The following is a 26,388-nucleotide window of genomic DNA, read 5'->3' on the forward strand; positions in this document are numbered from 1 at the left end:
GGGTCAGTAGCCGCGCCACCAGGCCAGGAAGCGGCGCCAGGCGTTCGGCCTGCGGACCGGCGCGGCCGGCTGTGCGGCGGCCGGAACGGACGGTGCGGGCGATGCGGGCGGTGTGGGCCGTTGCGCGGCGGCCGGCTCGGCGACCGGGGCCGGAGCGGGCGTGGCCTGCGGAGGGGTGCTCACCGGGCGCATGGTCCGCTGCGGCGGAACCGGGGCGTGGCTCGGCTTGTGCTTGACGTCCTGCTGGGGCTTCGGCTCGAACCGGACCGGCAGCTCCACCAGGTGGCGTGAGGCGATGGACGTCGTCCAGCGCAACTCGTCCTCTTCGCAGTCGAGTTGGATGTCCGGCAGCCGCATCAGCAGCGCGTCGACGCCGACGTCGGCGATGGCACGGCCGATGTCCTGGCCGGGGCACTCGTGCGGGCCGCTGCCGAAGGCAAGATGGGAGCGGTTGCCCTGCATGTGGGCGGACAGGTCGGGGCGGACCCGGGGGTCCACGTTGCCTGGCGCGGGCGAGAAGAAGAGGCCGTCGCCCCGGCGGATGCGCTGACCGCCCAGCTCCGTGTCCTGCTTGGCGAAGTAGCCGAAGATCGTGCTGAACGGGGGCTCGTCCCACAGGGACTGCTCGACCGCCTCCGCCACCGTCATCTGGCCGCCGTTGAGCTGGGCGAGGAAACGCGGGTCGGTGAGGACCATGCGCAGCACGTTGGAGAGCAGGTTGACGGTGGCCTCGTAGGCGGCGAAGAGGACCAGGCGCAGATGTTCCCTGATCTCGTCGTCGGTGAGTCCGGCTGGGTGGTTGACGAGGTGACTGGTGAAGTCGTCCTCGGGCTCGGCGCGGCGGCGGGCGGTGAGCCGGCCGAGCGCCCCCACGACGTACTCGTGGCTCGCGACCGCGGTCTCCGTGCCCTTGAGGGCGTCGCGGGCGGCGTGCACCATCGTGTCGTTGTACTCGTCGGGCATGCCCAGGACATGGCACATCACGGCCATCGGGAGGTGTTCGGCGAAGTCGCCGACCAGGTCCGCCCCGCCCTTCTCGCAGAAGCGGTTGACCAGGCGCTGGCTCGAGCGGTTGATGTGGCGGCGCACGCTGCGGTCGTCGATGGTGGCCAGGGCCGCGGTGACCGCGCCCCGCAGCCGCTTGTGCTCGTCGCCCTCGGCGTGGGCGCAGATCGGCTGCCAGGCGATGTGCGGCATCAGCGGGTGGTCGGGCCGGACCTTGCCGTCCCCCATCTGCGACCAGATGCGGCTGTCCTTGGTGAACTGCGAGGGCGTGCGCACCATGCGCAGGTTCTCGGCGTGGCCGAGGACCATCCACATCGGCAGGTCGTCGTGGATCAGGACCGGCGCCACGGGGCCGTGTTCCTCGCGCAGTCGCTCGTACAGTTCGTTCAGGTCCTCCGCTCCTGGGCCGTAGAGGCGGGCCAGGCCGCCGGGGCCGCGCACGTGCGCGGGGCAGCCGGCCGGCGGGTCGAGGGCGAGGTCGTGCGGGCCGGTGGTGGCGCCGGTGGGGGTGGGGTGTTCGGGAGTCACAGGGGGTCGCTCCGAAGCTGTGCTGAATCCGGTGTCGGTGGATGGGATGCCGTGCGGGTCAGGTGAGGCTGCGGCTGAGCGCCAGGGAGTGCAGGAAGCGCATGAGGGTCATCAGGACGTCGCGGCTGGAGGCGCGGCGTCGGACGTCGCACTCCACGATCGGGATCTCGGGCGGCAGGTCGAGCGCGGCCCTGAGGTCGTCGAGGGGGTAACGGGGCCCGTCGGGGAAGGTGTTGACGGCGACGACGAAGGGCACGCCGCCCTCCTCCAGTCGGCCCATGACCTCGAAGCTGACCTCGAGGCGACGGGTGTCGACCAGGACGACCGCGCCCAGCGCCCCTTCGAAGAGCCCGTTCCACAAGAACCAGAAACGCTCCTGGCCGGGGGTGCCGAAGAGGTAGAGCACGACCTGGTCGGTGATCCGGATGCGGCCGAAGTCCATGGCCACTGTGGTGGCGGTCTTGGTCTCGGAACCGTAGTCGTCGTCGATCCCGATGCCCGCCTGGGTCATGGTCTCCTCGGTGGTCAGCGGCCTGATCTCGCTGACGGAACCGACCATGGTGGTCTTGCCGACGCCGAAGCCGCCCACGATGACGATCTTCGCCGCGGCTGTGGTGGTGTGCGGCAGGTGGTCCTCGGCCCGTGGGCCGGGGAGCGTGTCAGAGCCGTTGAAGTCCATGCATCACCGCTTCGAGGAGGGAACGGTCGGGGAGCTGCTGCCGGACGATGGGGGCGCGTGCCTGGACGAGCTCGGCCGCCAGCATCTCGGTGAGCAGCACCGTCACCACGCTGAACGGCAGGCCCAGATAGGCCGACACCTCGGCCACCGAGAGCGGGGCGCCGCACATCCGCAGCACCGCGGTCTGTTCCGGCGGGGCCGACGAAGGCGTCTCGGCGCACGCCACGATCAGGGTGACGAGGTCGAGGGGCGCCCGCTCGCCGTCCGCTCCCGTGATGATGTACAGCCGTTCGGGGTTCTTGCCCTCCCCCTCCTGCGCGGGCTCCGCGGCCTGCGGGGACGGCAGGGGCTGCGGGGGAGGTACGGGCAGGGGTTGTCGCCGCCGGCGTTGCGGAGGGGTCATACGTTCTGCCCGTTGCGGCGGGGAGGACTGGTCAGGTGGGCGCCGATGCGGACGACCAGGTCGCGCATCATGCCGCTCATCCGGCCCGCCTCGCAGCGCACGTCGGCGAGGACCGCGAGGTAGGCGTTGGCGCCGGCCGACATCATGTAGAAGTAGCCGCCGCTCAGGTCGATGACGACCATGTCCATCTCGCCGCTGCTGGAGTGGATCTCCTGTCCGACGGCGGCGGCCAGGCTCTGCAGGCCGGCGCAGGCCGCGGCGACCCGGTCGGCGGCGTCGGGGTCACCGGCGTAACGGGCGATGCGCAGTCCGTCGGCCGACAGCACGACGATCATCTCGATGCCCGGAACGCCGTCGTAGAGCTCCTTGAGCAGCCAGTCGAAGTTTTGGCGCTGCTGGATCACGTGGGGTCCCCTTCATCGTCGGCCTCGGTCTTGGCCTTGTCTTCGAGCAGGTGCAGGTACGCGGTCGGGTTGCGGGTGAAGTCGGTGGGGTGGACGCCGGGCGGAGCCGCTTTCTTCAGGCCCTCCCAGAAGGCCTCGAAGGCCAGTCCGGGCTCGCGCTTCGGCTCGGGATCGGGCTCCGGCTCGGGCCGCGCGAACAGGTCGGGCTTGCCCTCGCGGGCGGCCTCCTGGGCGGCGTACGCCTCGGCGTAGCGCTGGGTGATCGGGATGGTGGTCTTGCTGCGGCGCTGGGGCAGGCCCTGCTCGGTCCACTCGGTGACCTCGGGCACGTCGTCGGTCAGGGAGACTCCGGCAGGAATGCGCGCGTTGGTGGGGCGGCGCTTCTTGGGCGGGCGCTTGGGGCCCTCGCCGATCGTGCTCAGGTCGATCTGCGGTACGGCGGTGGCGCCGATGCCGTGCGCGAAGCCGGGGGCCGGGTCGGAGGTCTGCATCTCGCTCGGCACGATGAGGACGGCCCGCACGCCGCCGTAGGCCGAGGTGCGCAGCGAGACCTGGAGGTTGAAGGAGGTGCACAGACGGCCGACGACCGCGAGGCCCAGGCGTGGGGTGCCGCCGACGTCCTGGATGTCGACGCCCGCCTTGGCCTGCTCCAGCATGCGTTCGGCCTTGGCGCGGGCCTCCTCGCTGAGGCTGACGCCGGCGTCCTCGATCTCGATGGCGATGCCGGTCTGCACCTCGACGGCGTTGACGTGCACCTTGCTGTTGGGCGGCGAGTAGCGGGTGGCGTTGTCGAGGAGCTCGGCGAGCGCGTGGATGAGCGGTTCGACGGACAGCCCGCGGATGTTGACCTTGGCGATGGAGTCCAGCTGGATGCGCCGGTACTCGAGGATGCGGGACATGGCGCCGCGCAGCACGCTGTACAGCGGGACGGGCTGGGGCCAGTTGCGGCCGGGCCGGCCGCCGCCGAGCACGCCGATGGAGTCGGCGAGACGGCCGATCAGCGAGGTGCCGTGGTCGATGCGCAGCAGGTCGTCGAAGACCTCGGGGTTGCGGCCGTGGTCCTCCTCCATCTCCCGCAGTTCCGCGGACTGCTGGTGGACGATGGCCTGCACCCGGCGGGCGACGCTGACGAAGGACCGCTGGGCGGAGTCGCGCAGGGACTCCTCGTGGTCGACGATGTCGAGGATCCTGCGGACCACGGCACGCTGCGCGTCGTCGAGTTCGCGGAACGAAGGATCACTCTCGCTGAGGTCGCGCATCACCTCCCTGGGGGAATTTCCGGCGCGCAGCCACGAAACGGCGCTCGGCACGTGTTCCTGGGCGAGGCGGCGGTTCTCCTCCGTGTGGTCGGCGACGCGTCGTTCCAGGTACGCGAGGCGCTGGTCCCTCTCCGCGCGCAGTTCCCGCAGTTGGCGGCCGCGCCGGACCGACTCGGCTCCCGCCGCGATCACCAGGAGGGTGGCCACGCCTCCGCAGACGCCGACGGCGAACCGGGCCTGCGCCGCCACCAGGGCGACGGCGGCGCCGGTCGCCGCGGCCATCAGTATCGCGGGCAGCAACAGCACGCGCGCAAGGGGAAGTTCTCGGCGACCGGGTGGGGACTGAACACTCACCATGTGGGCACCCTCTGTAGGGATCTGTCGTCATCTTCGGGATATCGGGGAACAAGCGCACGAATTCGTCTCAACTCGGTGCGCCGCGGGCGAGCTTAGTCCGACCGGATCATCGCCGTGTCATATTCGGCAACCGCCTGAAACCGTTCCCGTACGTGGAGTAACCTCAGGCCCATTTGCACGCCGTGCAATCGTGCGAACACGGGGTGTAGCGACGCAAGGACGTGCGAAACAGTTCACCGGGACGGATGGCGGCACCGCCCTTCGAGCGGCACCGCGCGAGGCCCGGCCGCCACGAGGCCGGCCGGGCACAGCCGCGCCAGCGGCGCACAGCCTGCGCAGTGGCCCACAGCCTGCGCAGTGACCCACGGGTCTCGCGTCAGTCGGCACGGCCTGCGCGGCCTACGCACGGCCTGCCCCAGGGCCCAGGCGCGCCCGACGTCAGCCGGCCACGGATTCGGTCAGTCGCGCACGACGCGCAGGGCGGCGTCCGCGGTGGCGCGGGCGAACCGCGGGGCGGAGCCCGCCGGACCCGACCGGCGGACGAGGATGACGCCCTCGATGAGCCCGAAGACCAGGTCGGTGCGCACAGCGAGCTCGTCCGCGTCGAGCGCGTCGCCCGCCTTGGTCGCGGCGATCAGCCGGCGGTAGGCGTCCTTGAGTTCGGCACGCACGGCATGGAAGCCGGCGAACCGCTCGGCGCGCACCTCGGGGAGCAGATAGAGGCCGCCGAGGTTGTGGGGGCCACCGCACAGCAGCTCCACGTCGGTGCGGCACAGCTCCCACAGCCGTTCCTCGGCCGGCCGCGCGGTGTCGGCGAGCAGCTCACGGGCGCGGGTCAGCGACGGTGCGACCGTCGACTCCAGCAGGTCCGCGAGCAACTCCTCCTTGCCGGAGACATAGTGGTACATGGTGGCCTGGCGCATGCCCGCGCGTTCGGCGACGGCCCGGGTCGTGGTGGCGGCGTAGCCGCGCGTGGTGAACAACTCCGCGGCCGCCACGAGCAGTTCGGCGCGCGGCGCGAGCCCGCTGTCCGGGCGCTGCGCGGCCCGCGGCCGGCCCACTCGACGCCCGCTGTCCGTCCCCATGCGTTCGATCCTCGCACACGCCCCGGTCCGGCGATCTTCGCCCGGGTCCTCGGTGAGGAGTCGGTAACCGGCCCGCAACCACAGGGCAACGACGGCGACCCGCCCCGGACCTAATTTCTGTCGGGCGACAGAAATCAGCGCGACAGCGCCGGAACCGAGCTGCGGAGGTCCGCCATGGCGGCGACAGCGACCACATACGGAGCACGCGCCCACGCCCGGGCCCAGGAGGGCGCACACGCCGAGGCCATGCCGGTCGTCCCGGCCCGGGACTGGCCGGCCCCGCCCTGCGAGGCGGGACTCCTGGTCTGGGCGGAGACGGTCGCGGGCGGCAACTACACCCACCGCGTCCTGGCCCGGGGAACCGAACTGCGCCTGACCGACCTGCACGGCGACGCTTGCGCCCACCTCCTCCTGTTCGCCGCCGACCGGCCCTGGGAGCGGCTGAACGTCGCCGACACGGTCAAGGTGCAGTGGAACGCCTACCTCGGCGAGGGCGTCCTGCTCCTGTCCGACCAGGGGCGCGTCCTCGCCTCGGTCGTCGTCGACACCGCCGGCCGGCACGACGCCCTGTGCGGCACCTCCACGCTCGTGCGCAACACCGGGCGCTACGGCGACGGCGCCCCGCAGTCCGCCTCCCCCGCCGGCCGGGAACTGTTCAAGCTGGCCGCCGCGAAGAACGGCCTCGAGCCCCGCGACCTGCCGCCCTCCCTCTCCTTCTTCCAGGGCGTGCGGGTCGGCGAGGACGGCGCCCTCGACTTCACCGGCTCGGCCGGCCCGGGCGGCAGCGTCACCCTGCGCGCCGAACAGGACGTGACGGTCCTGATCGCCAACGTGCCGCACCCGTCCGACCCGCGCCCGCAGTACGTCAGCACCGCGCTGGAGGTCCTCGCCTGGCGGGCCGGCCCGACCCGGCCGGGCGACCCGCTCTGGGACGCCACCCCCGAGGGCCGCCGCGCCTTCCTCAACACCGCCGAACACCTCACCGCCCGGGGGCTCGCATGAAGACCGTCGTTCCCGCCCGCGCCGCCTGGTCGTCCGTCGTCCGCGCCGGCGCCTGCCTCACCATCACCGACCTGCACGGCAACCAGGCCGTCGACTTCCTCGTGTACGACGCCCACGACACGTCCGTGCGCTACAGCGCCCCCGACACCATCCACGCCCAGGGCGGCATCTTCCTCACCACGGGCAGCGTGCTGATGTCCAACGAGCACACCGAGCTGATGACGGTGACCGCCGACGCCGTGGGCCGCCACGACACCGTCGGCGGCGCCTGCTCCAAGGAGTCCAACACCCTGCGCTACGGCCACCACACCTTCTCCCAGCACGCCTGCGTGGACAACTTCCTCGCCGAGGGCGCCCGGCACGGCCTCGGCAAGCGGGACCTGGTCTCCAACATCAACTGGTACATGAACGTGCCCGTCGAGAAGGACGGCACCCTCGGCATCGTCGACGGCCTCTCCGCGCCCGGTCTGTCCCTCTCGCTGCGCGCCGAACGGGACGTGCTGGTGCTGGTCTCCAACTGCCCGCAGATCAACAACCCGTGCAACGGCTTCGATCCGACGGCGGTGGAGATGACGATCACCGAGGCGGCCGGCGCATGACCTTCGACACGGTGCTGGTCGCCAACCGGGGCGAGATAGCCGTCCGCATCATCCGCACCGCCCGCGAACTCGGCCTGCGCACCGTCGCGGTGTACTCCGACCCCGACCGCTCGGCGCCGCACGTCCGGCTCGCCGACGAGGCCGTGCGGCTCGGGCCGGCCCCCGCGAAGGAGTCCTACCTCGACGCCGACCTGGTCCTGCGGGCCGCCAAGGACACCGGGGCCGGCGCGATCCACCCGGGGTACGGCTTCCTCTCCGAGGACGCCTCCTTCGCCCGCCGCTGCGCCGACGCCGGCATCGTCTTCGTCGGTCCGACGCCCGAGCAGCTGGAGCTGTTCGGCGCCAAGCACACCGCCCGGGCGGCGGCGAAGGCCGCAGGGGTGCCACTGGCACCGGGCACCGAACTGCTCGCCTCGCTGACCGAAGCGCAGGAGAAGGCCCAGGTCATCGGCTACCCGGTGATGCTGAAGGCGACCGGGGGCGGCGGCGGGATCGGCATGTCGGCCTGCGCCGGTCCCGACGAGCTCGCCGACGCCTGGGAACGCGTCCAGCGCGTCGCTGCGGCCTCCTTCGCCACCGCCGGCGTCTTCCTGGAACGGCTCGTCGGCGACGCCCGCCACGTCGAGGTCCAGGTGTTCGGCGACGGCCGGGGCGGCGTCGTCGTCCTCGGCGACCGCGACTGCTCGCTGCAGCGCCGCAACCAGAAGGTCCTGGAGGAGGCCCCCGCGCCCGGCATCCCGGACCACGTGCGCGAACGGCTCGCCGCCGGCGCCCGCGACCTGTGCGCCTCCGTCCGCTACCGCTCTGCCGGCACCGTCGAGTACGTCTATGACGCGGCCCGCGAGGAGGCGTACTTCCTCGAGGTCAACACCCGGCTCCAGGTGGAGCATCCGGTGACCGAGGAGATCTACGGCGTCGACCTCGTGGCCTGGATGCTGCGGCTGGCGCGCGGCGAGGAGGACGTCGTCCGCGACCCCGGCCCGCCGCGCGGCCACGCCGTGGAGGCCCGCCTCTACGCGGAGGACCCGAGCCGCGGACACCGGCCCAGCGCCGGCCTGCTGACCCGGGTGGAGTTCCCCGAGGGGGTGCGCGTCGACGGCTGGGTGGAGACCGGCACCGAGGTGACGACGTCGTACGACCCCATGCTCGCGAAGGTGATCGCGCACGGCCCGGACCGCACGGAGGCCCTGCGGCGCCTCGACGCCGCCCTGGCCCGCACCCGTATCGACGGCATCGAGACCAACCTGGGGCTGGTGCGGGCGGCGCTGACCGACGACCGCCTGGTCTCGGCCACCCACTCGACGGCGACCCTCGCCGAGGTGCACGACCCCACCCCGCGTGTGGAGGTGGTCTCCGGCGGGACCCTCACCACCGTCCAGGACTGGCCCGGCCGCACCGGTCACTGGCAGGTGGGCGTCCCCCCGTCCGGCCCGATGGACGACCGCTCCTTCCGTCTCGGCAACCGGGCGCTCGGCAACCCCGAGGGCGCCCCGGGCCTGGAGTGCACCCTGCGCGGTCCGGCCCTGCGGTTCAGCCACGCCACGACCGTCTGCGTGACGGGCGCGCCCGCGACCGTCACCGTGGACGGCGCCACGGTCGCCCAGTGGGAACCGCTGACCGTGCCCGCCGGCTCCCTGCTGGAGGTCGGCGCGCCGGACGGCCACGGGCTGCGCACCTACGTCCTGTTCGCGGGCGGTCTGGACGTCCCCGCCTTCCTGGGCAGCGCGAGCACCTTCACCCTGGGCCGGTTCGGCGGCCACGGCGGACGCGCCCTGCGGACGGGCGACGTCCTGCACGGCGGGACGACCGCCGAGGGCTCCCCGGTCGCCGACCGGCCGTCCTTCGGGTCCGTCTGGGACGTCGGCGCCGTCGAAGGGCCCCACGCCGCACCGGAGTTCTTCACCGAGGACGACATCCGCGACTTCTACGCCGCCGACTGGAAGGTCCACTTCAACTCGGCCCGCACCGGGGTGCGTCTGATCGGACCCAAGCCGCGCTGGGCGCGCACCGACGGCGGCGAGGCGGGCCTGCACCCGTCCAACATCCACGACACGCCGTACTCCGTCGGCGCCGTCGACTACACGGGCGACATGCCGGTGCTGCTCGGACCGGACGGGCCCTCGCTCGGCGGGTTCGTGTGCCCGGCGACGGTCCTGAGCTCCGAGCGCTGGAAACTGGGCCAGCTGCGGCCCGGCGACACGGTCCGCTTCCGGCCGGTGGACGTGGACGGCGCACCGCGCGCCGCGATCGTCGACGGCGGCGTGCTGGCCCGGGACGGCGACGTGACGTACCGGCGCAGCGGCGACGACAACCTGCTGGTCGAGTTCGGCCCGATGCAGCTGGACCTGGCCCTGCGGATGCGGGTGCACGCCCTGATGGAGGCGGTCGCCGAGACCGGCCCCGACGGCGTCACCGACCTCACCCCGGGGATCCGCTCCCTGCAGATCCGGACCGACCCGGACCGTCTCCCGCTGCCCGAACTTCTCACAACCGTACGGCGGACGGTGGCCGCGCTGCCGCCCACGGACCAGCTGGTCGTGCCCTCCCGCACCGTGCACCTGCCGCTCTCCTGGGACGACCCGGCGACCCGGGAGGCCATCGCGCGCTACATGGCGGGCGTCCGCGACGACGCCCCCTGGTGCCCGTGGAACATCGAGTTCATCCGCCGCGTCAACGGCCTCGGCACGCCGGCGGACGTCTACGACACGGTCTTCGCCGCGGAGTACCTGGTCCTGGGGCTCGGCGACGTCTACCTGGGCGCGCCGGTGGCCACCCCGCTCGACCCCCGGCACCGGCTGGTGACGACGAAGTACAACCCGGCGCGCACCTGGACGGCCGAGAACTCGGTGGGCATCGGCGGCGCGTACCTGTGTGTCTACGGCATGGAAGGCCCAGGCGGCTACCAGTTCGTGGGCCGCACGACGCAGGTGTGGTCGCCCTGGCAGCAGCGCGGCGCGTTCGAACCGGGCTCACCCTGGCTGCTGCGCTTCTTCGACCGGATCCGCTGGTACCCGGTCGACGCCGGCGAACTCCTGGAACTGCGCGCCGACATCACCTCGGGCCGGTTCGTCCCGCGCATCGAGGAGGGCACCTTCTCGCTCGCCGCGTACCGGTCCTTCCTCGCCGAACACGCCGACTCCATCGCCGCGTTCAGGACGGTGCAGCATGCGGCGTTCGCGGCGGAGCGCGACGCGTGGGAGGCGGCTGGCGAGTTCGCGCGGGCGGAGGCGGCGACGGCGCCGCCCGCACCCCCCGCCGAGGTGAGCGTCCCCGCGGGCGGCCGGCTGGTCGAGGCGGAGTTCGCGGCGTCCGTGTGGCAGGTGAACGTCTCGCCCGGGGACGAGGTGAGCGCGGGTCAGCCGCTGCTCGCCCTGGAGGCGATGAAGATGGAGTCCAGGGTGCGGGCGCCGGTCGACGCCGTGGTGGCGCAGGTACTGGCCCGGCCCGGCGACCAGGTGGAGGCGGGGACGGCGCTGGTCGTCCTGGCCCCGGCCGCGAACTGAGAGGAACCCATGTCGACGACGCTCCGCCGGATCCGCGCCGCCTACGACCGCGTCGAGGCCGTGGACCGCCCCGAGATCTGGATCGCCCTGCGCCCGCGGGAGGAGGCCGAGGCGGAGGCCCGCGCGATCGACGAACGCGTCGCCGCCGGGGCCCGCCTCCCCCTCGCCGGACGGCTCTTCGCCGTCAAGGGCAACATCGACGCGGCCGGCCTGCCCACCACCGCGGGCTGCCCGGCGTACGCCTACGAACCCGCCGAGGACGCCCCGGCGGTGGCCGGTCTGCGCGCGGCCGGCGCGCTGCTGCTCGGCACGACGAACCTGGACCAGTTCGCGACCGGCCTGGTGGGGACCCGCTCCCCGTACGGCGCGGTCCGCAACGCGTGGGATCCGGCCCGGATCAGCGGCGGCTCCAGCTCCGGCTCGGCCGTCGCGGTAGCCCTCGGCGTCGTCGACCTCGCGCTCGGCACGGACACCGCCGGCTCGGGCCGCGTGCCGGCCGCTTTCAACGGCATCGTCGGACTGAAGCCGACCCGGGGACTGGTGCCGACCACGGGTGTCGTCCCGGCCTGCGCGTCGCTGGACTGTGTGACGGTGTTCGCCCGCACCCTCGCGGAGGCCGAGCAGGCCTTGGCGCACATGGTCACCGGCCCCCTGCCGGCCCTCCCCGGGCGGGCCCCCGGCCCCTGGCGGATCGCGGTCCCGCCGCGCGCGCAGCTCGGCGAGCTGGACGAGGGCTGGGGCGAGGCGTACGAGGCGGCGGCCCGCCGGCTGGCGGCGGCCGGCGCCGAACTCCGCCCCCTGGACCTGACCCCCTTCACCGAGGCCGCGGCCATGCTCTACGAGGGCGCCTTCGTGGCCGAGCGCTACACCGCCGTGGGCGCCTTCGTCGACAAGGCGACGGCCGAGGGCGGGACGGGCCTCGACCCCACGGTCGCCGCCATCATCCGGGCCGCCCGCGACATCCCCGCCCACCGGCTCTTCGCCGACCAGGACCGGCTGGCCGCGCTGCGCACCCGCGCCCTGACCGAACTGGCCGACGCGGACGCCCTGCTGCTGCCCACCGCCCCGGGACATCCCACACTCGCGGAGGTCGCCGCCGACCCGCTGGGCGCCAACGCCCGGCTGGGCCGCTTCACCAACTCCACCAACCTCTTCGACCTGGCGGCGGTGGCCGCGCCGGCCGGCGAGGTGAACGGGCTCCCGTTCGGCGTGATGCTCGTCGGGCCGGCGCACACGGACGAGCGGCTCACACGGATCGCCGCGCTGCTCCAGCCGGAGACCCGACTGGCCGTGGTGGGCGCCCATCTGACGGGCCAGCCGCTGAACCCGCAACTGCTGGCGGTGGGCGCCCGGCTCGACGTCACGACCACGACCGCCCCGCTCTACCGCCTGCACGCCCTGCGCACCTCACCCCCGAAGCCGGGTCTGGAGCACGTGGGCGAGGGGGGCGCGGCCGTCGAGGCCGAGGTGTGGCGCCTGCCCGCGGAGGGCCTCGGCCGCCTGCTGTCCACACTCCCCCGCCCGATGGCGCTGGGCAGCGTGCACCTGTCGGACGGCAGCCAAGTCCCCGGATTCCTGTGCGAGCCCGGCGCGCTGACGGACGCCGAGGACATCACGTCCCACGGCAGCTGGCGCTCCTACCTGAGCCAACTCCAGCGGTAATCCCCCAACGAGCAACTGCGTCACACCGAGGGCAGCGCCTGAGAGGGGCGCGGGGAACTGCGCACCCAAGTCCCGGACACCCCACATCCACGGGGCCCGGGGGCAGCGCCCTCAGGGCGCGGGGAACTGCGCACCCAAAACCCCGGGCACCCCGCAACCAGGAGCCCGGGTAACACGCCCCCAGGGGCGGGGAACTGCGCGACCAGCCACGAACTCCCCGCACCCCGCCACCCCCCGCTCACCCCACCGACGAGTAGGCCACCACTCCCCGCAGCAGCTGATCAACAGCCTTGCGCGCAGCCTTCGCCACGGTCGAGCCCTCCGCAGGAGAAGCCGCCGCGATCTGCCCCAGCACGTCGATGACCTGCTTGCTCCAGCGCACGAAGTCGCCGGCCGGCATCTCCGCCTCGCGCAGCACCTCGTCGAGGCCCTTGCCGGAGGCCCACATGTAGGCGGACCAGGCGAACCCCAGGTCGGGTTCGCGCTGTCCCACGCCCTCGGTCTGGCTGATCCGGAAGTCCTCCTCCAGAGCGTCCAGCCGGCCCCAGATGCGGACCATCTCGCCGAGCGCGGCCTTCGCCTTGCCGGAGGGCAGCTTCGGCGCCATGGCGTCGTCGCCGACCCGCGACTCGTAGACCAACGCCGAGACGCAGGCGGCGAGTTCGGCGGGGGCCAGCCCCTCCCACACGCCGGCGCGCAGGCACTCGCTGGCGAGCAGGTCGAGTTCGCCGTACAGCCGGGCGAGCCGCTTGCCGTGCTCGGTGACCTCGTTGCCGCGCAGGTAGTCCAGCTCGGTCAGCAGCGCCACGATCCGGTCGAAGGTACGCGCGATGGTGTTGGTGCGTCCCTCGATGCGACGCTCCAGCTGCGAGGTGTCGCGCAGCAGCCGGTGGTAGCGCTCGGCCCAGCGGGCGTGGTCCTCCCGGTCGGAGCAGCCGTGACAGGGGTGTGCCCGGATCGCGGTGCGCAGCCGGGCGATCTCCCGGTCGTCGGCGGCCTGGGAACGCTGCTTGCGGGCCCGCTCCGGCGGAATGTGCCCGGCCTTGGTGCGCAGCGCGGAGGCCAGGTCGCGGCGGGACTGCGGCGAGCGCGCGTTGAACGTCTTCGGGATCCGCATACGGTCCAGCGCCTCGACCGGCACCGGGAAGTCCATCGACGCCAGCCGCTTGACCTGCCGCTCGGCGGTCAGGACCAGCGGGCGCGGCCCGTCGTGGTGGTCGAAGCCGCGATGGCCGTCGGCCCGGCCGGCCGGAAGCCCCGGGTCGAGCACCAGCGCCAGTCCCGCGTACTTGCCGGTGGGCACGTGGATGACGTCCCCCGGCTTGAGCTTCTCCAGGGCCACGGCGGCCTCGGCGCGCCGCTGGGCCGCACCCTGTTTGGCCAGCTCCGTCTCGCGGTCCTTGAGGTCGCGGCGCAGCCGCGCGTACTCGTCGAAGTCGCCGAGGTGGCAGGTCATGGAGGTCTTGTAGCCCTCGAGACCCTCCTCGTTGCGCTGCACCTGCCGGGAGATCCCGACCACCGAACGGTCGGCCTGGAACTGCGCGAACGACGTCTCCAGCAGCTCGCGCGAGCGGTGCCGCCCGAACTGTTCGACGAGGTTGACGGCCATGTTGTACGACGGCTTGAAGCTGGAGCGCAGCGGATAGGTGCGGGTGCCCGCGAGTCCGGCCAGGTGGTCGGGGTTCATGGCGCGCTGCCACAGCACGACGGCGTGCCCCTCGACGTCGATGCCCCGCCGGCCCGCGCGCCCGGTGAGCTGGGTGTACTCGCCGGGGGTGATGTCGGCGTGCTGCTCGCCGTTCCACTTGACGAGCTTCTCCAGGACGACCGAACGGGCCGGCATGTTGATGCCCAGCGCGAGCGTCTCGGTCGCGAAGACGGCCTTGACCAGGCCGCGCACGAACAGCTCCTCGACGACCTCCTTGAAGGAGGGCAGCATGCCCGCGTGGTGGGCTGCGATGCCCCGCTCCAGACCCTCCAGCCACTCGTAGTAGCCGAGGACGTGCAGGTCCTCGTGGGGGATGGCGGCGGTGCGCTCCTCGACCAGGGCACGGACCTCGGCCCGGGACTCCTCGTCGTTCAGCCGCAGCCCGGCGTACAGGCACTGCTGGACGGCGGCCTCGCAGGCGGCCCGGCTGAAGATGAACGTGATGGCGGGCAGCAGCCCCTCGGCGTCGAGCCGCTCGATGACTTCCGGCCGCCCCGGCGTCCACACCCGTGAGCGCTGGCGGCGCTCGCGCTCGCGATCGGCCTCGCGCACGTTCCGGCCGCGCCTGCGGTCCTGGTACGAGGGCTTGGAGGCCTCCATCCGGGCCAGGCGGGCGAGGTCGGGGTTGACGGCCCTGCGGTGCCCCTCGCCCTCCTCGAACAGGTCGTACATCCGCCGGCCTGCGAGGACGTGCTGGAACAGCGGCACGGGCCGGTGCTCGGAGACGATCACCTCGGTGTCGCCGCGCACGGTGTCGAGCCAGTCGCCGAACTCCTCGGCGTTGGACACGGTCGCCGACAGGGAGACCAGGGTGACCGACTCGGGAAGGTGGATGATCACCTCCTCCCACACGGCGCCCCGGAAGCGGTCGGAGAGGTAGTGCACCTCGTCCATCACCACGTACCCGAGGCCGAGGAGGGTCTGCGAGCCGGCGTACAGCATGTTCCGCAGCACTTCGGTGGTCATCACGACCACCGGGGCGTCGGAGTTGACGCTGTTGTCTCCGGTGAGCAGACCGACCTTGTCACTGCCGTAGCGGCGGCACAGGTCGGAGTACTTCTGGTTGGACAGCGCCTTGATGGGCGTCGTGTAGAAGCACTTCTTGCCCTGCTGGAGAGCGAGGTGGACGGCGAACTCGCCCACGATCGTCTTGCCGGAGCCGGTGGGCGCGGCGACCAGGACGCCCTTGCCCGCCTCGAGCGCCTGGCAGGCCTCGATCTGGAAGGGGTCGAGACCGAAGTCGTACATCTCGCGGAAGGACGCGAGCGAGGTGGCCTGCTCGACAGCGCGCTTACGTGCTGCCTCGTACCGCTCGGCCGGGGAGAGATCCTCTGTCATCGTGCTTTCGAGCGTACCGGCCCACACCGACAACAGGACGATCATTATCCGGATCGGCTGCCGTCGAACCTCGGTACGCCCAGCTCGCAGGGCCACGGGTCGCCGCGGCCGACAAGCCCGGTCACGGTCCGCAACCCCGACGACGCGGACCGTACCCGACACAGACCGCGCGGCCGACCGCCGGTGCAGCCGTTCCGAGCCGCTGCCCGGGCGCGGCCCGCCGCGAGAGCGACGAGGAGAGGGTGATCTCGCCGAGGGGGAGCCCGCCGGTCACGGCGATCCCCCCGAAAGGCCCTCCGACGCCTCTCAGGTCACGTCGTCATAACCGTTGACACGCTCCGTGGTCGACTGTTCCGGCAGCGACCGGCTCGCGGTGACCGTCTCGACCTCGCCGACGGGCTCGGGGGTGAGATCCAGGTCGGAGGCCTCGTCGTCGGCCGGTCCCAAAGCGTCGCGACGGCTCTTCCGGCGGTCGTTGAGCAGGGAGAAGGCGGTCGCGCAGAAGTAGAGGACCCAGATGGGACCCGCGAGCGCCAGCATGGTCAGCGGGTCCGTGCTGGGCGTGGCGACCGCGGCGAAGACGGTGATGCCCATGATCATCCCGCGCCACCAGCCGAACATGCGCTTGCCGGTGAGCACCCCCGTCAGGTTGAGCATCACCAGCAGCAGCGGCAGCTCGAACGAGAGGCCGAAGACCAGCACCATGCGCACGATCAGGTCCAGCAGGTCGTCCAGCGGCAGCTGGTTGTCCAAGTCCGCGGGCGAGAACTGGAGCAGCACCTTGGCCATGGTCGGCAGCGTCTTGTACGCGAAGAAGGCTCCGCCGAGGAACAGCGGAACGCCCGTGCCGACGAACACGTAGGCGTACTTGCGCTCGTGCTTGTGCAGGCCGGGCGCGACGAAGGCCCACAGCTGGTACAGCCAGACCGGCGACGCGAAGATCACACCGGCCATCAGGGACACCTTCAGGGCGAGCGTGAAGGGCGTGAGCAGGCCGTTCAGCACGATACGGGCGCAGGTGCCGCTGCGCTTCTGCGCCAGCTCCGTGAAACTGGAGTCGCACCCGACGGCATGCAGGATCGGGTTCGTGAAGAACTCGATGATGTTCTTGTAGAAGAAGGCGGCCACGATCGTCACGACGACGATGGCCAGCATCGCCTTCGCGAGCCGGTTGCGAAGCTCACGAAGGTGATCCGCGAGGGGCATCCGCCCCTCGGGGTCCATCTCCTCTTTGCGGGCAGACTTCAGCAACCCACGTTCCCATCTCGTGCGGCGGGCCGGAGGTCACCGGCCCTGCGTCAGCGCTTGGTCGTGTCCGTCGGCTCGGTGACCGGACGGGAGCTGGTCACGTCACCGGGAGAGGCCTGGATGGTGCGCTGAGCCGGGGGCTGCTCGTCGTTGTGGGGCGGCCCGGCCGGGGTGGCCGTGCTGCTGCCGTCTTCCTTCATCGCCTTGGCCTCGCTCTTGAGGATGCGAGCGGACTTGCCGAGCGACCGCGCCATGTCGGGAAGCTTCTTGGCGCCGAACAGCAGGATGACGACGACGAGGATGAGAATGATCTCGGGGGCGCCGAGCCTTCCGAACATAAGTCTTTACCTTCTCACCGAGGCTGCGGGGGTGGTTGCCGTCCGACCGGTCGGACAACTGTCCGAACGGTCGTGTTGACAGCGATCGTAACGCTCAGGGGTAAACGTGAGGCAATCCCTGTGCCTACTCCCGGTGCGCGGTCCGGGCCTCGTTATCCGAGCCGCGATCAGCAGCGTACCTGCCTCCCCCACCTGCGCGGGAGGGCGAAGTGGCCCAAAACGCATTCGCCCCGGGCTCACAGAACGGCCACAGTCCTCCGCGCCGACCGGCATGTACCGCGGTCACCCGGCATGTACCGCGGTCACAGGGTCTCCGCGGCGCGCGCCGCGCTCACCGCCGCCCGCTCCAGGTCCTGGGCGGCCCGGTCGATACGGCGTGCGGACTCCGCGACCTGCCGCCCCAGACTCCGCGCCTCGAGGAAGACCCGCACGGCGAACACCGCGAGAACGGCGAGACCCGCAAAACCCAACGCAACCGCGCACATCGGCCAGAACATGGGGCCGAGCCTAGACCCCGCTACGGGGCCTGCAGACGCAGGGTCCTGACCCCGCCGCCGGTGAGCAGCTCGACGATGCGCTCACCGGCCGGCTTGCGCACGGCCGCCCCGCAGTCGGGGCAGGTGAACGAGTAGAAGGTGGTACGGCTGGAGGCGCCGATCGCGAGCCGCAGCGCGCTCGCGGTCAGCTCGAAACGGCCCCGGCAGTCCGGGCAGCCCGCCCGGAAACGGACCGGCGCCACACTGCGCATCCCCGCGAACGCGGACGCCACCGACAGCGCACGCACACCGGACGTCACCGACTCGCTCACAACCCCTGCTCCCGCCCGTCGACCCGACCGTCGCCCCGCTGCCGCTCCCCCTGCGCGGCCGCCGGCCCGGCTGCCGCCCCCGCCGCCTCGAACCCGTCGTACGCCGTCAGCGCCTCACGGGCGGCACGGCGGGCGCTGTCGGCGAGGTCCGGCGGCGAGACGATCCGCCCGTCGCGCCCGAGCCGCAGGGCCAGCCGTCGCAGCGAGGCCGGGTCGGGGGTGCGCAGAGTGATACGCAGGCCGCCGTCGGGAAGTTCATCGGCGCTGTCGTGCGGGTAGTACTCGGCGACCCAGCGCCCCCCGGGGCCGACCTCGACGACGACCTCCGGATCCTCCGCGGACGGCTGCACCAGCCCCTCCGACAGGTCTCGCAGCTCGATCTCCGGCGGCGCGGACGGCTCGTCGAGAATCCTGATCTCGGCCACCCGGTCCAGCCGGAAGGTGCGACGCGCCTCCGAGCGGCGGCACCAGGCCTCCACGTACGTGTGCCCCACGCTGACCAGGCGGATCGGGTCGATCTCGCGCTCGGTGACCTGGTCACGGGCGGGCGAGTAGTAGCGGATCCACAGCCGGCGCCGTTCCGAGATCGCCCGGTCGACGTCGGCGAAGACCCCGCCCTCGGACTCGAACGTCACCGACAGACGGGAACTGGCCCCGGCCGCCTCGCCCGCGGCGGTCTCCACCTTCGCCGTGGCGCGCAGCAGCGCCTGCCGGTCGCCCTCGCGCAGACCGGGCAGCGTCGCCACCGCCCGCGCCGCCACCAGCAGCGCGGTCGCCTCGTCGGCGGCCAGCCGCAGCGGCTCGGCGGCGTCCGCACCGAGCGCGGCCGGGTTGTGCCACCAGATGCGCTCGCCGTCGGTGTCGATGTCGAGGAGGTCCCCGCCCCGGAAACTGGTGCCGCACATGGGCAGCACATCGAGGTCGGAGACCAGCTCGTCCTCGGTGATGCCGAAGGCGCGTGCCACGTCCTCGATGCGCGCGCCGGGGCGTTCCCGGAGGTACGTCACCAGGGAGAGCATCCGCCGGGTCTGGTCGATCGCGTTCGTGGGCCTGACCGGTTTGCCTGCCACTGTGTTGCTCGCTCCCCCTCAGCCCTTGGCCACGGCCCGTAGCCGGTCCACGACGTCCGCCCGCAGCTCGGCCGGCTCCAGCACCACCACGTCCGGCCCGAACTCCACCAGCCACGCGTCCAGCCCGTGCCCGTACGGAATCTCCAACTCGTCCCAGCCGTCCCCGAGTTCCCGCACCGCGGTGGCCTTGGCCCGCAACGGGTACCCGGCGTCCGTCCGCAGCCGGATCAGGGCGCTGCGGTCGGCGGTCTCCCCCGCCCAACTGGCGACGGTCTCGCGCACGGTGACGACGTCGGGGACCGGCGCGGTGAAACGCGCCCCGCGCGAGCGCACCTTGCCGGTGATCCGCGACAGCCGGAAGACCCGCTCGGCCCCCCGGTCGCGGTCGAACCCGGCCAGATACCAGTGGCCGCGCCAGCACTCCAGCGCCCACGGCTCGACATGCCGGGGCTCCGGATGCGGCGCGGTCGCCTTGCGGTAGTCGAACACCACCGGCCGGCGGTCGCGGCAGGCCAGCATCAGCGGCTCGAACGCGGCCTCGTGCACCGGAATCCGGGGTTCCAGCGCGCTGTGGGCCTCGTAGGGGTCGACGTCCTCGGGCAGCCCCGCCGCCCGCAGCTTCTGCAGAGCGCCGCTGGCCGCCCCCGCGAGCCGGGCCTGCTGCCACACCTTGGCGGCCAGGCCCAGGGCCGCGGCCTCCTCGGCGTCCAGGGTGATCGGCGGCAGACGGTTGCTGTCCCGGCGGGCGAGATAACCGATCTCGCCGTCCAGGCTCTCCACGGTCTCGATGACCAGCCCGAGCTCACGGAGATCGTCCTTGTCCCGCTCGAACATCCGGTTGAAGGAGTCCTCCGACGCCGACCCGCCGTGCCCCGACCGGAAGGTCTCGACGTACGCCTCGATGGAGTCGCGCAGCTCACGCTTGCTGAGCGGCCTGCGCGTCCCCAGCAGGCACAGCGCGAGGTTCATCAGCCGCTCGGCCTTGGCAATGGCCATCGACGCCCTTCGCCTCCCCTATGGTGCTTACGATCGACGACCGTACCGCCCCGCGGTGCCCGGACAAAAGCCGAGGGCCCATGCCCGGGCAGGCATGGGCCCCGGATGACCGACACCGGTCACGCCGTGATCGGCGACGACCGGACGCGCCGGGCTCAGACCCCGAGCAGGTCCACCACGAAGATCAGCGTCTCGCCCGGCTTGATCGCCGGAGTCGGGCTCTGGTTGCCGTAGGCGAGGTGCGCCGGGATCGTCAGCTGACGACGCCCGCCGACCTTCATGCCCTGCACACCCTGGTCCCAGCCCTTGATGACCCGGCCGCCGCCGAGCGGGAAACGGAACGGCGTCCCACGGTTCCAGCTGGCGTCGAACTCCTCACCGGTGCTGAAGGCGACACCCACGTAGTGGACGCTGACGTTGTGGCCGGCCTGCGCGACCTCGCCGTCGCCCTCCCAGATGTCCTTGATCTCGAGGTCCGCCGGGGGCTCGCCACCCGGGAAGTCGATCTCGGGCTTGTCAATGCTCACGTCACTGGCTCCTGCACGTCTCACGGAAAAGCAACAACACGGACAGTCTTACACCTTGGACGGCCGCCTCACGCCTTGGCGATGACGTCCACCGAGAACACCATCGTGGAGTCCTTCTCGATGCCGCTGCCGCTCGGCGGGTTGTCGCCGTAACCCAGCGACGGCGGAATGACGATGACGACGCGGCTGCCCACCTTCTTGCCCGTCAGACCCTGCGCCCAGCCCGGGACCACCTGCTGCAGCGAGAACGACGTCAGCGCCTTGCTGCGGTACGTCGAATCGAACTCCTTGCCCGTGTCCCAGACGACGCCCTTGTACTGCACCAGCACGGTGTCGTCCGCCGCGAGCACGGCGCCGTCCCCCTCGATCACGTAGTTCGACACCAGCTTCGCCGGCGCCTTCGACTTGGGGATCTCGATCGAGGGCGCCTTGCCGTCGGTGTTCGTGCCGACCTCGGGCACCCCGGCCTCGTTCTGCGGCACGTCCTTGCCCTTGGCCGAAGCCGTCGAGTTGAACGTGTTCTGGATGTCGAACACGAACACCAGGGTGTCGGTGCCCGTGATCCCCGCCTGCGTGTTGCCCTCCTTGCCGAAACCCCAGGCCGGCGGCACCGAGAACAGCACCCGGCTGCCGGTCTTCTTCCCCGTCAGCGCATACGTCCAGCCCTCGAGGTTGCCGCCCTTGGCAAGCCGGGTGAACTGCATCTTCTTGGAGTCGTAGGAGTTGAGGAGAACCTTCCCGCTGTCCCAGATCTGACCGAGACAGTGGGCCTGGATGTAGTCGTTCTCCGCGACGGTCTTACCGTTGCCCGCGATCACCGTCTTCACCGCCAGCTGGTCCGAGGGCGCACCACTGCCCTTGGCGACCGTCGGCTTCTCACCGAACTTCACCCCCGCCGTGATGGCCGGCAGCGGACCGTCGACGATCTTCGGCGGAGGAGCCGCGGACGGGGCTCCCGCGGAGGGCGACGCGCTGTCGCTCGCCTTGCTCGTGTCGGACTTGTCGTCGCCGCACCCGGCGAGCGTGACCAGTCCCGCGGGTACGGCGGCAAGGATGAGGGAGCGTCGGCGCACGATGAAAGCCTCGTAATCGGTCGATCTTCTGATGGCGTGCGCGCAACTCTACGACGCGACACGGGCACCGTACGGGAAACGTACGGTGCCCGTGTTGCGCTCCGTCCACGCACGCGGCACGCGCGGGACGCACCCCTCACATGCCGGCGATCAGCTTCTCCACCCGGTCGTCCACCGAACGGAACGGGTCCTTGCACAACACCGTGCGCTGCGCCTGGTCGTTCAGCTTCAGATGCACCCAGTCCACCGTGAAGTCCCGGCGCTGCTCCTGTGCACGACGGATGAAGTCACCGCGCAACCGCGCCCGAGTGGTCTGCGGCGGCACCGACTTGCCCTCGAAGATCTTCAGGTCGTTGCAGATCCGCGCCGCCTGCCCCTTGCGCTCCAGCAGGTAGTACAGACCACGACGCCGGTGGATGTCGTGGTAGGCGAGGTCTATCTGCGCCACGCGCGGATGCGACATCGTCATGTTGTGCTTGGCCCGGTACCGCTCGATGAGCTTGTACTTCATGACCCAGTCGATCTCGGTGCCGATCCGGTCGAGGTCCTCCGCCTCGATCGCGTCCAGCGTGCGGCCCCACAGCTCCAGGACCTGCTCCACGGTGCCCGTACGCACACCCCGGCGCTCCACGAAGTCCACGGCCTTCTCGTAGTACTCCCGCTGCACCTCCAGCGCGGAGGCCTCACGGCCGCTGGCCAGACGGACCTTGCGGCGACCCGTGATGTCATGGCTGACCTCCCGGATCGCCCGGATCGGGTTCTCCAGCGTCAGGTCCCGCATCACCGTGCCCGCCTCGATCATGCGCAGCACCAGATCGGTCGCCCCGACCTTCAGCAGCATGGTCGTCTCGGACATGTTCGAGTCGCCCACGATGACATGCAGACGGCGATACCGCTCGGCGTCCGCGTGCGGCTCGTCGCGGGTGTTGATGATGGGCCGCGAACGGGTCGTCGCCGACGACACGCCCTCCCAGATGTGCTCGGCCCGCTGACTGACGCAGTAGACCGCCCCACGGGGCGTCTGCAGCACCTTGCCCGCGCCGCACAGCAGCTGCCGGGTCACCAGGAACGGAATCAGGATGTCCGCGAGCCGGGAGAACTCCCCGTGCCGCGCCACCAGATAGTTCTCGTGACAACCATAAGAGTTGCCCGCCGAGTCCGTGTTGTTCTTGAAGAGGTAGACGTCGCCCGCGATTCCTTCCTCGTGCAGGCGTCGCTCCGCGTCCACCAGGAGTCCCTCGAGAATGCGCTCGCCGGCCTTGTCGTGGGTGACCAACTCGGTCACGTTGTCACATTCCGGTGTCGCGTATTCCGGATGCGAACCCACGTCGAGATAGAGGCGGGCGCCGTTCCGCAGAAAGACATTGCTGCTTCGGCCCCATGACACGACACGGCGGAAGAGGTACCGCGCCACCTCGTCGGGAGACAGCCGGCGCTGTCCCCTGAACGTACATGTGACGCCGTACTCGTTCTCCAGCCCGAAAATGCGGCGGTCCATGACTGAACATTACGCCCGATCCCCTGAACTGAAACGGGGTTCGGCAGCACGGTTTGGATCATTTTCCGATGAAGCCGCAACAACCCCACCCCCGGCGGGAACTGCCAGTACCCGCCCCGTGGCCAGCAAAACCAGCAACGACACACCGCCCGCGACAGCCGGCGCCGCGAAACCCCACAGTGCCCCGCCCGCCTCCACCACCGGACCCGCCAGCCCCGTACCCACCGACGCGCCGACCGTGAACGTCGTCACCAGCCAGGAGAAAGCCTCCGTCACCGTCCCCGCCGGCGCGTGCCGGTCCACGATGACGAACGCACACGCGATGACAGGCGCCAGGAACAACCCCGCCAACGCCGTCAACGCCACCATCGCCACCGCCCCCGGCATCCACGTCAACGGCAGATAACACACCGCCAGAAACGCCACCAGCACCCGCAACCGCCGCTCCGGCGGCCCCGCCCACCTCCGCGCCCCGTACACCAGACCCCCGACCAGCGCACCCAGACCCAACGCCGCCATCAACCAGCCGTACACCGCGTCCCCGCCGTGCTCGTCCGCGTACGGCACCGACGCCACCGTGATCGAACCCAGCGCCATCCCGATGAACAGGAACGCCCCCAGCAACGCCAGCAGACCGCGCGAGCGCAACGCACCCAGCCAGTGCGCCTCACGCGGAGCCGAACGCCACGCACGCGAAGGCGGCGACACCACCACCCACAGCGCACCCGCCACCCCCACCGCGCTCAGCACCACCAGAGCCGCCCGAGCCGACCACAACGACACGCACAGCGTCACCAGCAGCGGCCCCACGGTGAACATCACCTCCTGCGCCACCGCGTCCATCGCATACGCCGTGTGCACCTGCTCCTCACGCCGCAGCACCGCCGGCCACAACGCCCGCAGACCACCCTCCAGCGGCGGCGTGAAAAGCCCGGAAGCCGCCACCGCCGCATACGCCCCCGCCAGCGGATCCGTGCCCGTGAACGCGAAAACCGTCATCGCCGCGGCCGAGGCGAGCGCCGCCGGCAGCTGGACCCGCGGCTGCCCGTGCAGATCCACCAGCCGCCCCAGCAGCGGCTGGCCCACGGCGTTCGCGACCCCGTACACCGCCGCCAGCGCCCCCGCGAGGCTGTACGAACCGCCCTGCGCCCGCACGAACAGCACGATCGCGATGGCCGCCGTGGCATTGGGCAGCCGGCCCACCAACGTGCCGACGAGCAGCCGGGCAGCATGCTTCGCCCTGAGGATCTCCAGGTATCCCGCGGCCAATGTCCCGCCTCCGGTCGGCTCGCCCCAGGCGGCGACCACCCCCGAGGTTTTACGTATAACTTCTCCTGTCATACGTACCATGTGCGCTGTTCACCAGTCCAGACGAAGGAGCGACCCCACCGTGCCACGAGGCAGCACGCGCCCGACGAGCCGCGACGTCGCCCAGGCCGCGGGAGTCTCCCAGGCCGCCGTCTCCCTCGTCCTCGGCGACAAATGGCGCGGCCGCGTCTCCGCACCCACCGCCGAACGCGTCCGCCAGGCCGCCAGCGAACTCGGCTACCGCCCCAACCTCGCCGCCCGCAACCTCCGTCTCGGCCACACCCGCACCGTCCTCCTCGTCGTCCCCGTCCTCACCACCGAATTCTTCGCCGGCGTCTACACCGGCGCCGCGCGCGTCGCCGCCGAACACGGCTTCGGCGTCGTCCTCTACCCCTCCCCCGAAGGCATCGGGCCCGCCCGCTCCCCCTTCGCCTCCGCCCAGGCCGCCCTCGACGGCGTCATCGCCTCCTCCATGGCCGCCGACGCCCTCACCACCCTCCGCGGCGACCAGCTCCCCCTCGTCATGCTCGACAGCGACCCCGCCGGCAGCCTGGGCGCCGCCACCGTCAACCTCGACATCACCGACGGCATACGCCAGGTCGCCGACCACCTCCTCGGCCTCGGCCACCGCCACTTCCTGCACCTCGCCGCCGACGTGCCCTCCTGGACCTTCCACATCCGCGCACGCGAACTCGCCGCCCGCATCGCCGCACAACCCGGCACCACCCTGCGCACCGCCACCACACCCGTCACCATCGACGGCGCCCTCGCCGCCACCGAGAGAGCCCTCGGCACCACCACGGCCCCCCGCCCCACCGCCGTCGTCTGCGACGACGACAAACTCGCCGCCGGCGCCTACAAAGCCCTGCGCCGCCTCGGCCTGCACATCCCCCGCGACATCTCCGTCACCGGCCTCGACGACCTCGCCCTCGCCACCGCCCTCGACCCCGAACTCACCACCGTACGACTCGACGCCGAACTCTTCGGCGAACGCGGCATGCACGCCCTCCTCGCCGTCCTGGAGGACCGCACACCGGACGCGGGGGACATCCCCGTCCACCTCGTCGTCCGCGCCTCCACAGCCCCGCCCAGACCCTCCTGACACACCTCACGCCCCGACCGGGACACCGGCCGGGGCGTGAAAGAGGCCAACCACCCGGACAACGAGAGGCCACCCCACAAGAGCGCGGAACCTGAGCGCGGACCTACTCCTTGCCGACATCCTCGGAATCGTCCGAACTCTCCGCCTCCGTCGAAGCGCCGCCCGCCTCCAGCAACCGCGCCAGCTGACGACCCACGATCCGCTTGAACTTACGCTGCTGCGGCCGCGTACGGTCCAGCACCGCAACCTCCAGCCGCTCCGCCGGAATCTCCCGCTGTGTCCCGTTCGTGTCACGCGACAACGCCTGAACAGCCAGCTTCAGGGCCTCCGCAAGACTCATACCGTCCTGGTGACGCTGATCCAGATAGCTGCTGATCTGCTCCGCGTTGCCACCCACCGCGACCGAACCGTGCTCGTCCACGATCGACCCGTCGTGCGGCAACCGATAGATCTGGTCACCGTCCGGCGTGTCACCCACCTCGGCCACCACCAACTCCACCTCGTACGGCTTCTCACCCGCCGAAGAGAAGATCGTGCCCAGCGTCTGGGCATACACGTTCGCCAGACCACGCGCCGTCACATCGTCACGGTCATAGGTGTAACCCCGCAGATCGGCATACCGCACACCACCGATCCGCAGATTCTCGTACTCGTTGTACTTACCGGCGGCCGCAAAGCCGATCCGGTCATAGATCTCACTGAACTTGTGCAACGCACGCGACGGATTCTCACCGACGAACACGATGCCGTCGGCATACTGCAGCACGACCAGGCTGCGACCACGAGCGATGCCCTTACGCGCGTACTCCGCGCGGTCCGCCATCGCCTGCTGGGGTGAGACATAGAACGGAGTCGACACCGGTTATCCGTCCCTTTCTGTCGAAGTCA

General features: G+C 71.5%; 23 protein-coding genes. 5 read left to right on the forward strand and 18 right to left on the reverse strand.

Going from position 1 to position 26,388, the window contains the following annotated elements; translation table 11 throughout:
• Positions 1-3 precede the first annotated feature (3 nt).
• The 6 genes from QF032_RS08710 to QF032_RS08735 all read right to left on the reverse strand — a co-directional run bounded on the left by QF032_RS08710 (position 4) and on the right by QF032_RS08735 (position 5,720).
• Positions 4-1,533 carry a cytochrome P450 gene (locus QF032_RS08710; protein WP_373430309.1) on the reverse strand — a complete coding sequence of 510 codons (1,530 nt, stop codon included), beginning with the start codon at positions 1,531-1,533 and terminating at the stop codon, positions 4-6.
• 58 nt (positions 1,534-1,591) lie between these two features.
• On the reverse strand, positions 1,592-2,212 hold the full coding sequence (locus QF032_RS08715) for a GTP-binding protein (RefSeq protein ID WP_107444888.1): 621 nt from the start codon (positions 2,210-2,212) through the stop codon (positions 1,592-1,594).
• On the reverse strand, positions 2,193-2,615 hold the full coding sequence (locus QF032_RS08720; RefSeq protein ID WP_307041318.1) for a DUF742 domain-containing protein: 423 nt from the start codon (positions 2,613-2,615) through the stop codon (positions 2,193-2,195). The genes QF032_RS08715 and QF032_RS08720 overlap by 20 nt, the downstream gene beginning before the upstream one ends.
• On the reverse strand, positions 2,612-3,019 hold the full coding sequence (locus QF032_RS08725) for a roadblock/LC7 domain-containing protein (RefSeq protein WP_306953797.1): 408 nt from the start codon (positions 3,017-3,019) through the stop codon (positions 2,612-2,614). Before QF032_RS08725 ends, QF032_RS08720 begins: the two co-directional genes overlap by 4 nt.
• Positions 3,016-4,635 carry a sensor histidine kinase gene (locus QF032_RS08730; RefSeq protein WP_307041320.1) on the reverse strand — a complete coding sequence of 540 codons (1,620 nt, stop codon included), beginning with the start codon at positions 4,633-4,635 and terminating at the stop codon, positions 3,016-3,018. Before QF032_RS08730 ends, QF032_RS08725 begins: the two co-directional genes overlap by 4 nt.
• A gap of 458 nt (positions 4,636-5,093) precedes the next feature.
• A complete protein-coding gene (locus QF032_RS08735; RefSeq protein WP_306953794.1) occupies positions 5,094-5,720 on the reverse strand; it encodes a TetR/AcrR family transcriptional regulator in 627 nt (208 codons plus the stop codon).
• Positions 5,721-5,894: 174 nt separating this feature from the next.
• Between QF032_RS08735 and QF032_RS08740 the strand changes: the two genes are divergently transcribed.
• The 4 genes from QF032_RS08740 to atzF are packed head-to-tail and all read left to right on the forward strand — an operon-like array spanning position 5,895 to position 12,486.
• Complete coding sequence (locus tag QF032_RS08740; protein WP_307041322.1) at positions 5,895-6,722, forward strand: urea amidolyase associated protein UAAP1; 828 nt, start codon at positions 5,895-5,897, stop codon at positions 6,720-6,722.
• On the forward strand, positions 6,719-7,321 hold the full coding sequence (locus tag QF032_RS08745) for an urea amidolyase associated protein UAAP2 (protein ID WP_306953789.1): 603 nt from the start codon (positions 6,719-6,721) through the stop codon (positions 7,319-7,321). The genes QF032_RS08740 and QF032_RS08745 overlap by 4 nt, the downstream gene beginning before the upstream one ends.
• Complete coding sequence (locus QF032_RS08750; protein ID WP_307041324.1) at positions 7,318-10,824, forward strand: 5-oxoprolinase/urea amidolyase family protein; 3,507 nt, start codon at positions 7,318-7,320, stop codon at positions 10,822-10,824. The genes QF032_RS08745 and QF032_RS08750 overlap by 4 nt, the downstream gene beginning before the upstream one ends.
• Positions 10,825-10,833: 9 nt before the next feature.
• Entirely contained in the window at positions 10,834-12,486 is a 1,653-nt protein-coding gene (gene atzF, locus QF032_RS08755) for an allophanate hydrolase (RefSeq protein WP_307041326.1), read from the forward strand.
• A gap of 238 nt (positions 12,487-12,724) precedes the next feature.
• Here the strand turns inward: atzF and QF032_RS08760 are convergent, their stop codons facing one another.
• From QF032_RS08760 to QF032_RS08810, 11 genes are all read right to left on the reverse strand, one after another.
• Complete coding sequence (locus tag QF032_RS08760; protein WP_306953785.1) at positions 12,725-15,577, reverse strand: DEAD/DEAH box helicase; 2,853 nt, start codon at positions 15,575-15,577, stop codon at positions 12,725-12,727.
• Between the two features lie 261 nt (positions 15,578-15,838).
• Positions 15,839-16,783 carry a twin-arginine translocase subunit TatC gene (tatC, locus tag QF032_RS08765; protein WP_306953784.1) on the reverse strand — a complete coding sequence of 315 codons (945 nt, stop codon included), beginning with the start codon at positions 16,781-16,783 and terminating at the stop codon, positions 15,839-15,841.
• 47 nt (positions 16,784-16,830) lie between these two features.
• The gene (tatA, locus tag QF032_RS08770) at positions 16,831-17,118 is read right to left on the reverse strand and encodes a Sec-independent protein translocase subunit TatA (protein WP_057579596.1); all 288 of its coding nucleotides are present in this window, start codon (positions 17,116-17,118) and stop codon (positions 16,831-16,833) included.
• Positions 17,119-17,420: 302 nt separating this feature from the next.
• The gene (locus tag QF032_RS08775) at positions 17,421-17,615 is read right to left on the reverse strand and encodes a hypothetical protein (RefSeq protein WP_307041328.1); all 195 of its coding nucleotides are present in this window, start codon (positions 17,613-17,615) and stop codon (positions 17,421-17,423) included.
• Positions 17,616-17,635: 20 nt separating this feature from the next.
• The gene (locus QF032_RS08780; protein WP_307041330.1) at positions 17,636-17,926 is read right to left on the reverse strand and encodes a hypothetical protein; all 291 of its coding nucleotides are present in this window, start codon (positions 17,924-17,926) and stop codon (positions 17,636-17,638) included.
• Positions 17,923-18,996 (reverse strand): helix-turn-helix transcriptional regulator, encoded by a 1,074-nt coding sequence (locus tag QF032_RS08785; RefSeq protein WP_306953778.1) that lies wholly within the window; start codon positions 18,994-18,996, stop codon positions 17,923-17,925. The genes QF032_RS08780 and QF032_RS08785 overlap by 4 nt, the downstream gene beginning before the upstream one ends.
• An 18-nt stretch (positions 18,997-19,014) precedes the next feature.
• The gene (locus tag QF032_RS08790; RefSeq protein WP_306953777.1) at positions 19,015-19,992 is read right to left on the reverse strand and encodes a helix-turn-helix transcriptional regulator; all 978 of its coding nucleotides are present in this window, start codon (positions 19,990-19,992) and stop codon (positions 19,015-19,017) included.
• 155 nt (positions 19,993-20,147) lie between these two features.
• On the reverse strand, positions 20,148-20,519 hold the full coding sequence (locus QF032_RS08795) for an FKBP-type peptidyl-prolyl cis-trans isomerase (RefSeq protein ID WP_020128331.1): 372 nt from the start codon (positions 20,517-20,519) through the stop codon (positions 20,148-20,150).
• 68 nt (positions 20,520-20,587) lie between these two features.
• The gene (locus QF032_RS08800) at positions 20,588-21,592 is read right to left on the reverse strand and encodes an FKBP-type peptidyl-prolyl cis-trans isomerase (protein WP_307041332.1); all 1,005 of its coding nucleotides are present in this window, start codon (positions 21,590-21,592) and stop codon (positions 20,588-20,590) included.
• Positions 21,593-21,728: 136 nt separating this feature from the next.
• The gene (gene pafA, locus QF032_RS08805; protein ID WP_057579606.1) at positions 21,729-23,090 is read right to left on the reverse strand and encodes a Pup--protein ligase; all 1,362 of its coding nucleotides are present in this window, start codon (positions 23,088-23,090) and stop codon (positions 21,729-21,731) included.
• Positions 23,091-23,099: 9 nt separating this feature from the next.
• Positions 23,100-24,359, reverse strand: a complete 1,260-nt coding sequence (locus tag QF032_RS08810; RefSeq protein ID WP_307049991.1) for an MFS transporter — start codon at positions 24,357-24,359, stop codon at positions 23,100-23,102.
• Positions 24,360-24,480: 121 nt separating this feature from the next.
• Here QF032_RS08810 and QF032_RS08815 point away from each other — a divergent pair, with 121 nt between their 5' ends.
• The gene (locus QF032_RS08815) at positions 24,481-25,500 is read left to right on the forward strand and encodes a LacI family DNA-binding transcriptional regulator (protein ID WP_307041334.1); all 1,020 of its coding nucleotides are present in this window, start codon (positions 24,481-24,483) and stop codon (positions 25,498-25,500) included.
• Between the two features lie 103 nt (positions 25,501-25,603).
• Here QF032_RS08815 and prcA read toward each other — a convergent pair whose 3' ends face one another.
• Positions 25,604-26,359, reverse strand: coding sequence for a proteasome subunit alpha (prcA, locus tag QF032_RS08820; protein ID WP_107444872.1), 756 nt, complete (start codon positions 26,357-26,359; stop codon positions 25,604-25,606).
• Positions 26,360-26,388 lie beyond the last annotated feature (29 nt).

The organism is Streptomyces achromogenes (genome assembly GCF_030816715.1).
Lineage (GTDB): Bacteria > Actinomycetota > Actinomycetes > Streptomycetales > Streptomycetaceae > Streptomyces > Streptomyces achromogenes_A.

Coding starts and splice junctions, on each gene's coding strand:
- atzF (WP_307041326.1), top strand. CDS start 10,834: ATGTCGACGACGCTCCGCCGGATCCGCGCCGCCTACGACCGCGTCGAG.
- tatA (WP_057579596.1), bottom strand. CDS start 17,118: ATGTTCGGAAGGCTCGGCGCCCCCGAGATCATTCTCATCCTCGTCGTC.
- QF032_RS08775 (WP_307041328.1), bottom strand. CDS start 17,615: ATGTTCTGGCCGATGTGCGCGGTTGCGTTGGGTTTTGCGGGTCTCGCC.
- QF032_RS08745 (WP_306953789.1), top strand. CDS start 6,719: ATGAAGACCGTCGTTCCCGCCCGCGCCGCCTGGTCGTCCGTCGTCCGC.
- QF032_RS08735 (WP_306953794.1), bottom strand. CDS start 5,720: ATGGGGACGGACAGCGGGCGTCGAGTGGGCCGGCCGCGGGCCGCGCAG.
- QF032_RS08760 (WP_306953785.1), bottom strand. CDS start 15,577: ATGATCGTCCTGTTGTCGGTGTGGGCCGGTACGCTCGAAAGCACGATG.
- QF032_RS08715 (WP_107444888.1), bottom strand. CDS start 2,212: ATGGACTTCAACGGCTCTGACACGCTCCCCGGCCCACGGGCCGAGGAC.
- QF032_RS08750 (WP_307041324.1), top strand. CDS start 7,318: ATGACCTTCGACACGGTGCTGGTCGCCAACCGGGGCGAGATAGCCGTC.
- pafA (WP_057579606.1), bottom strand. CDS start 23,090: ATGGACCGCCGCATTTTCGGGCTGGAGAACGAGTACGGCGTCACATGT.
- QF032_RS08720 (WP_307041318.1), bottom strand. CDS start 2,615: ATGACCCCTCCGCAACGCCGGCGGCGACAACCCCTGCCCGTACCTCCC.
- QF032_RS08740 (WP_307041322.1), top strand. CDS start 5,895: ATGGCGGCGACAGCGACCACATACGGAGCACGCGCCCACGCCCGGGCC.
- QF032_RS08730 (WP_307041320.1), bottom strand. CDS start 4,635: ATGGTGAGTGTTCAGTCCCCACCCGGTCGCCGAGAACTTCCCCTTGCG.
- QF032_RS08790 (WP_306953777.1), bottom strand. CDS start 19,992: ATGGCCATTGCCAAGGCCGAGCGGCTGATGAACCTCGCGCTGTGCCTG.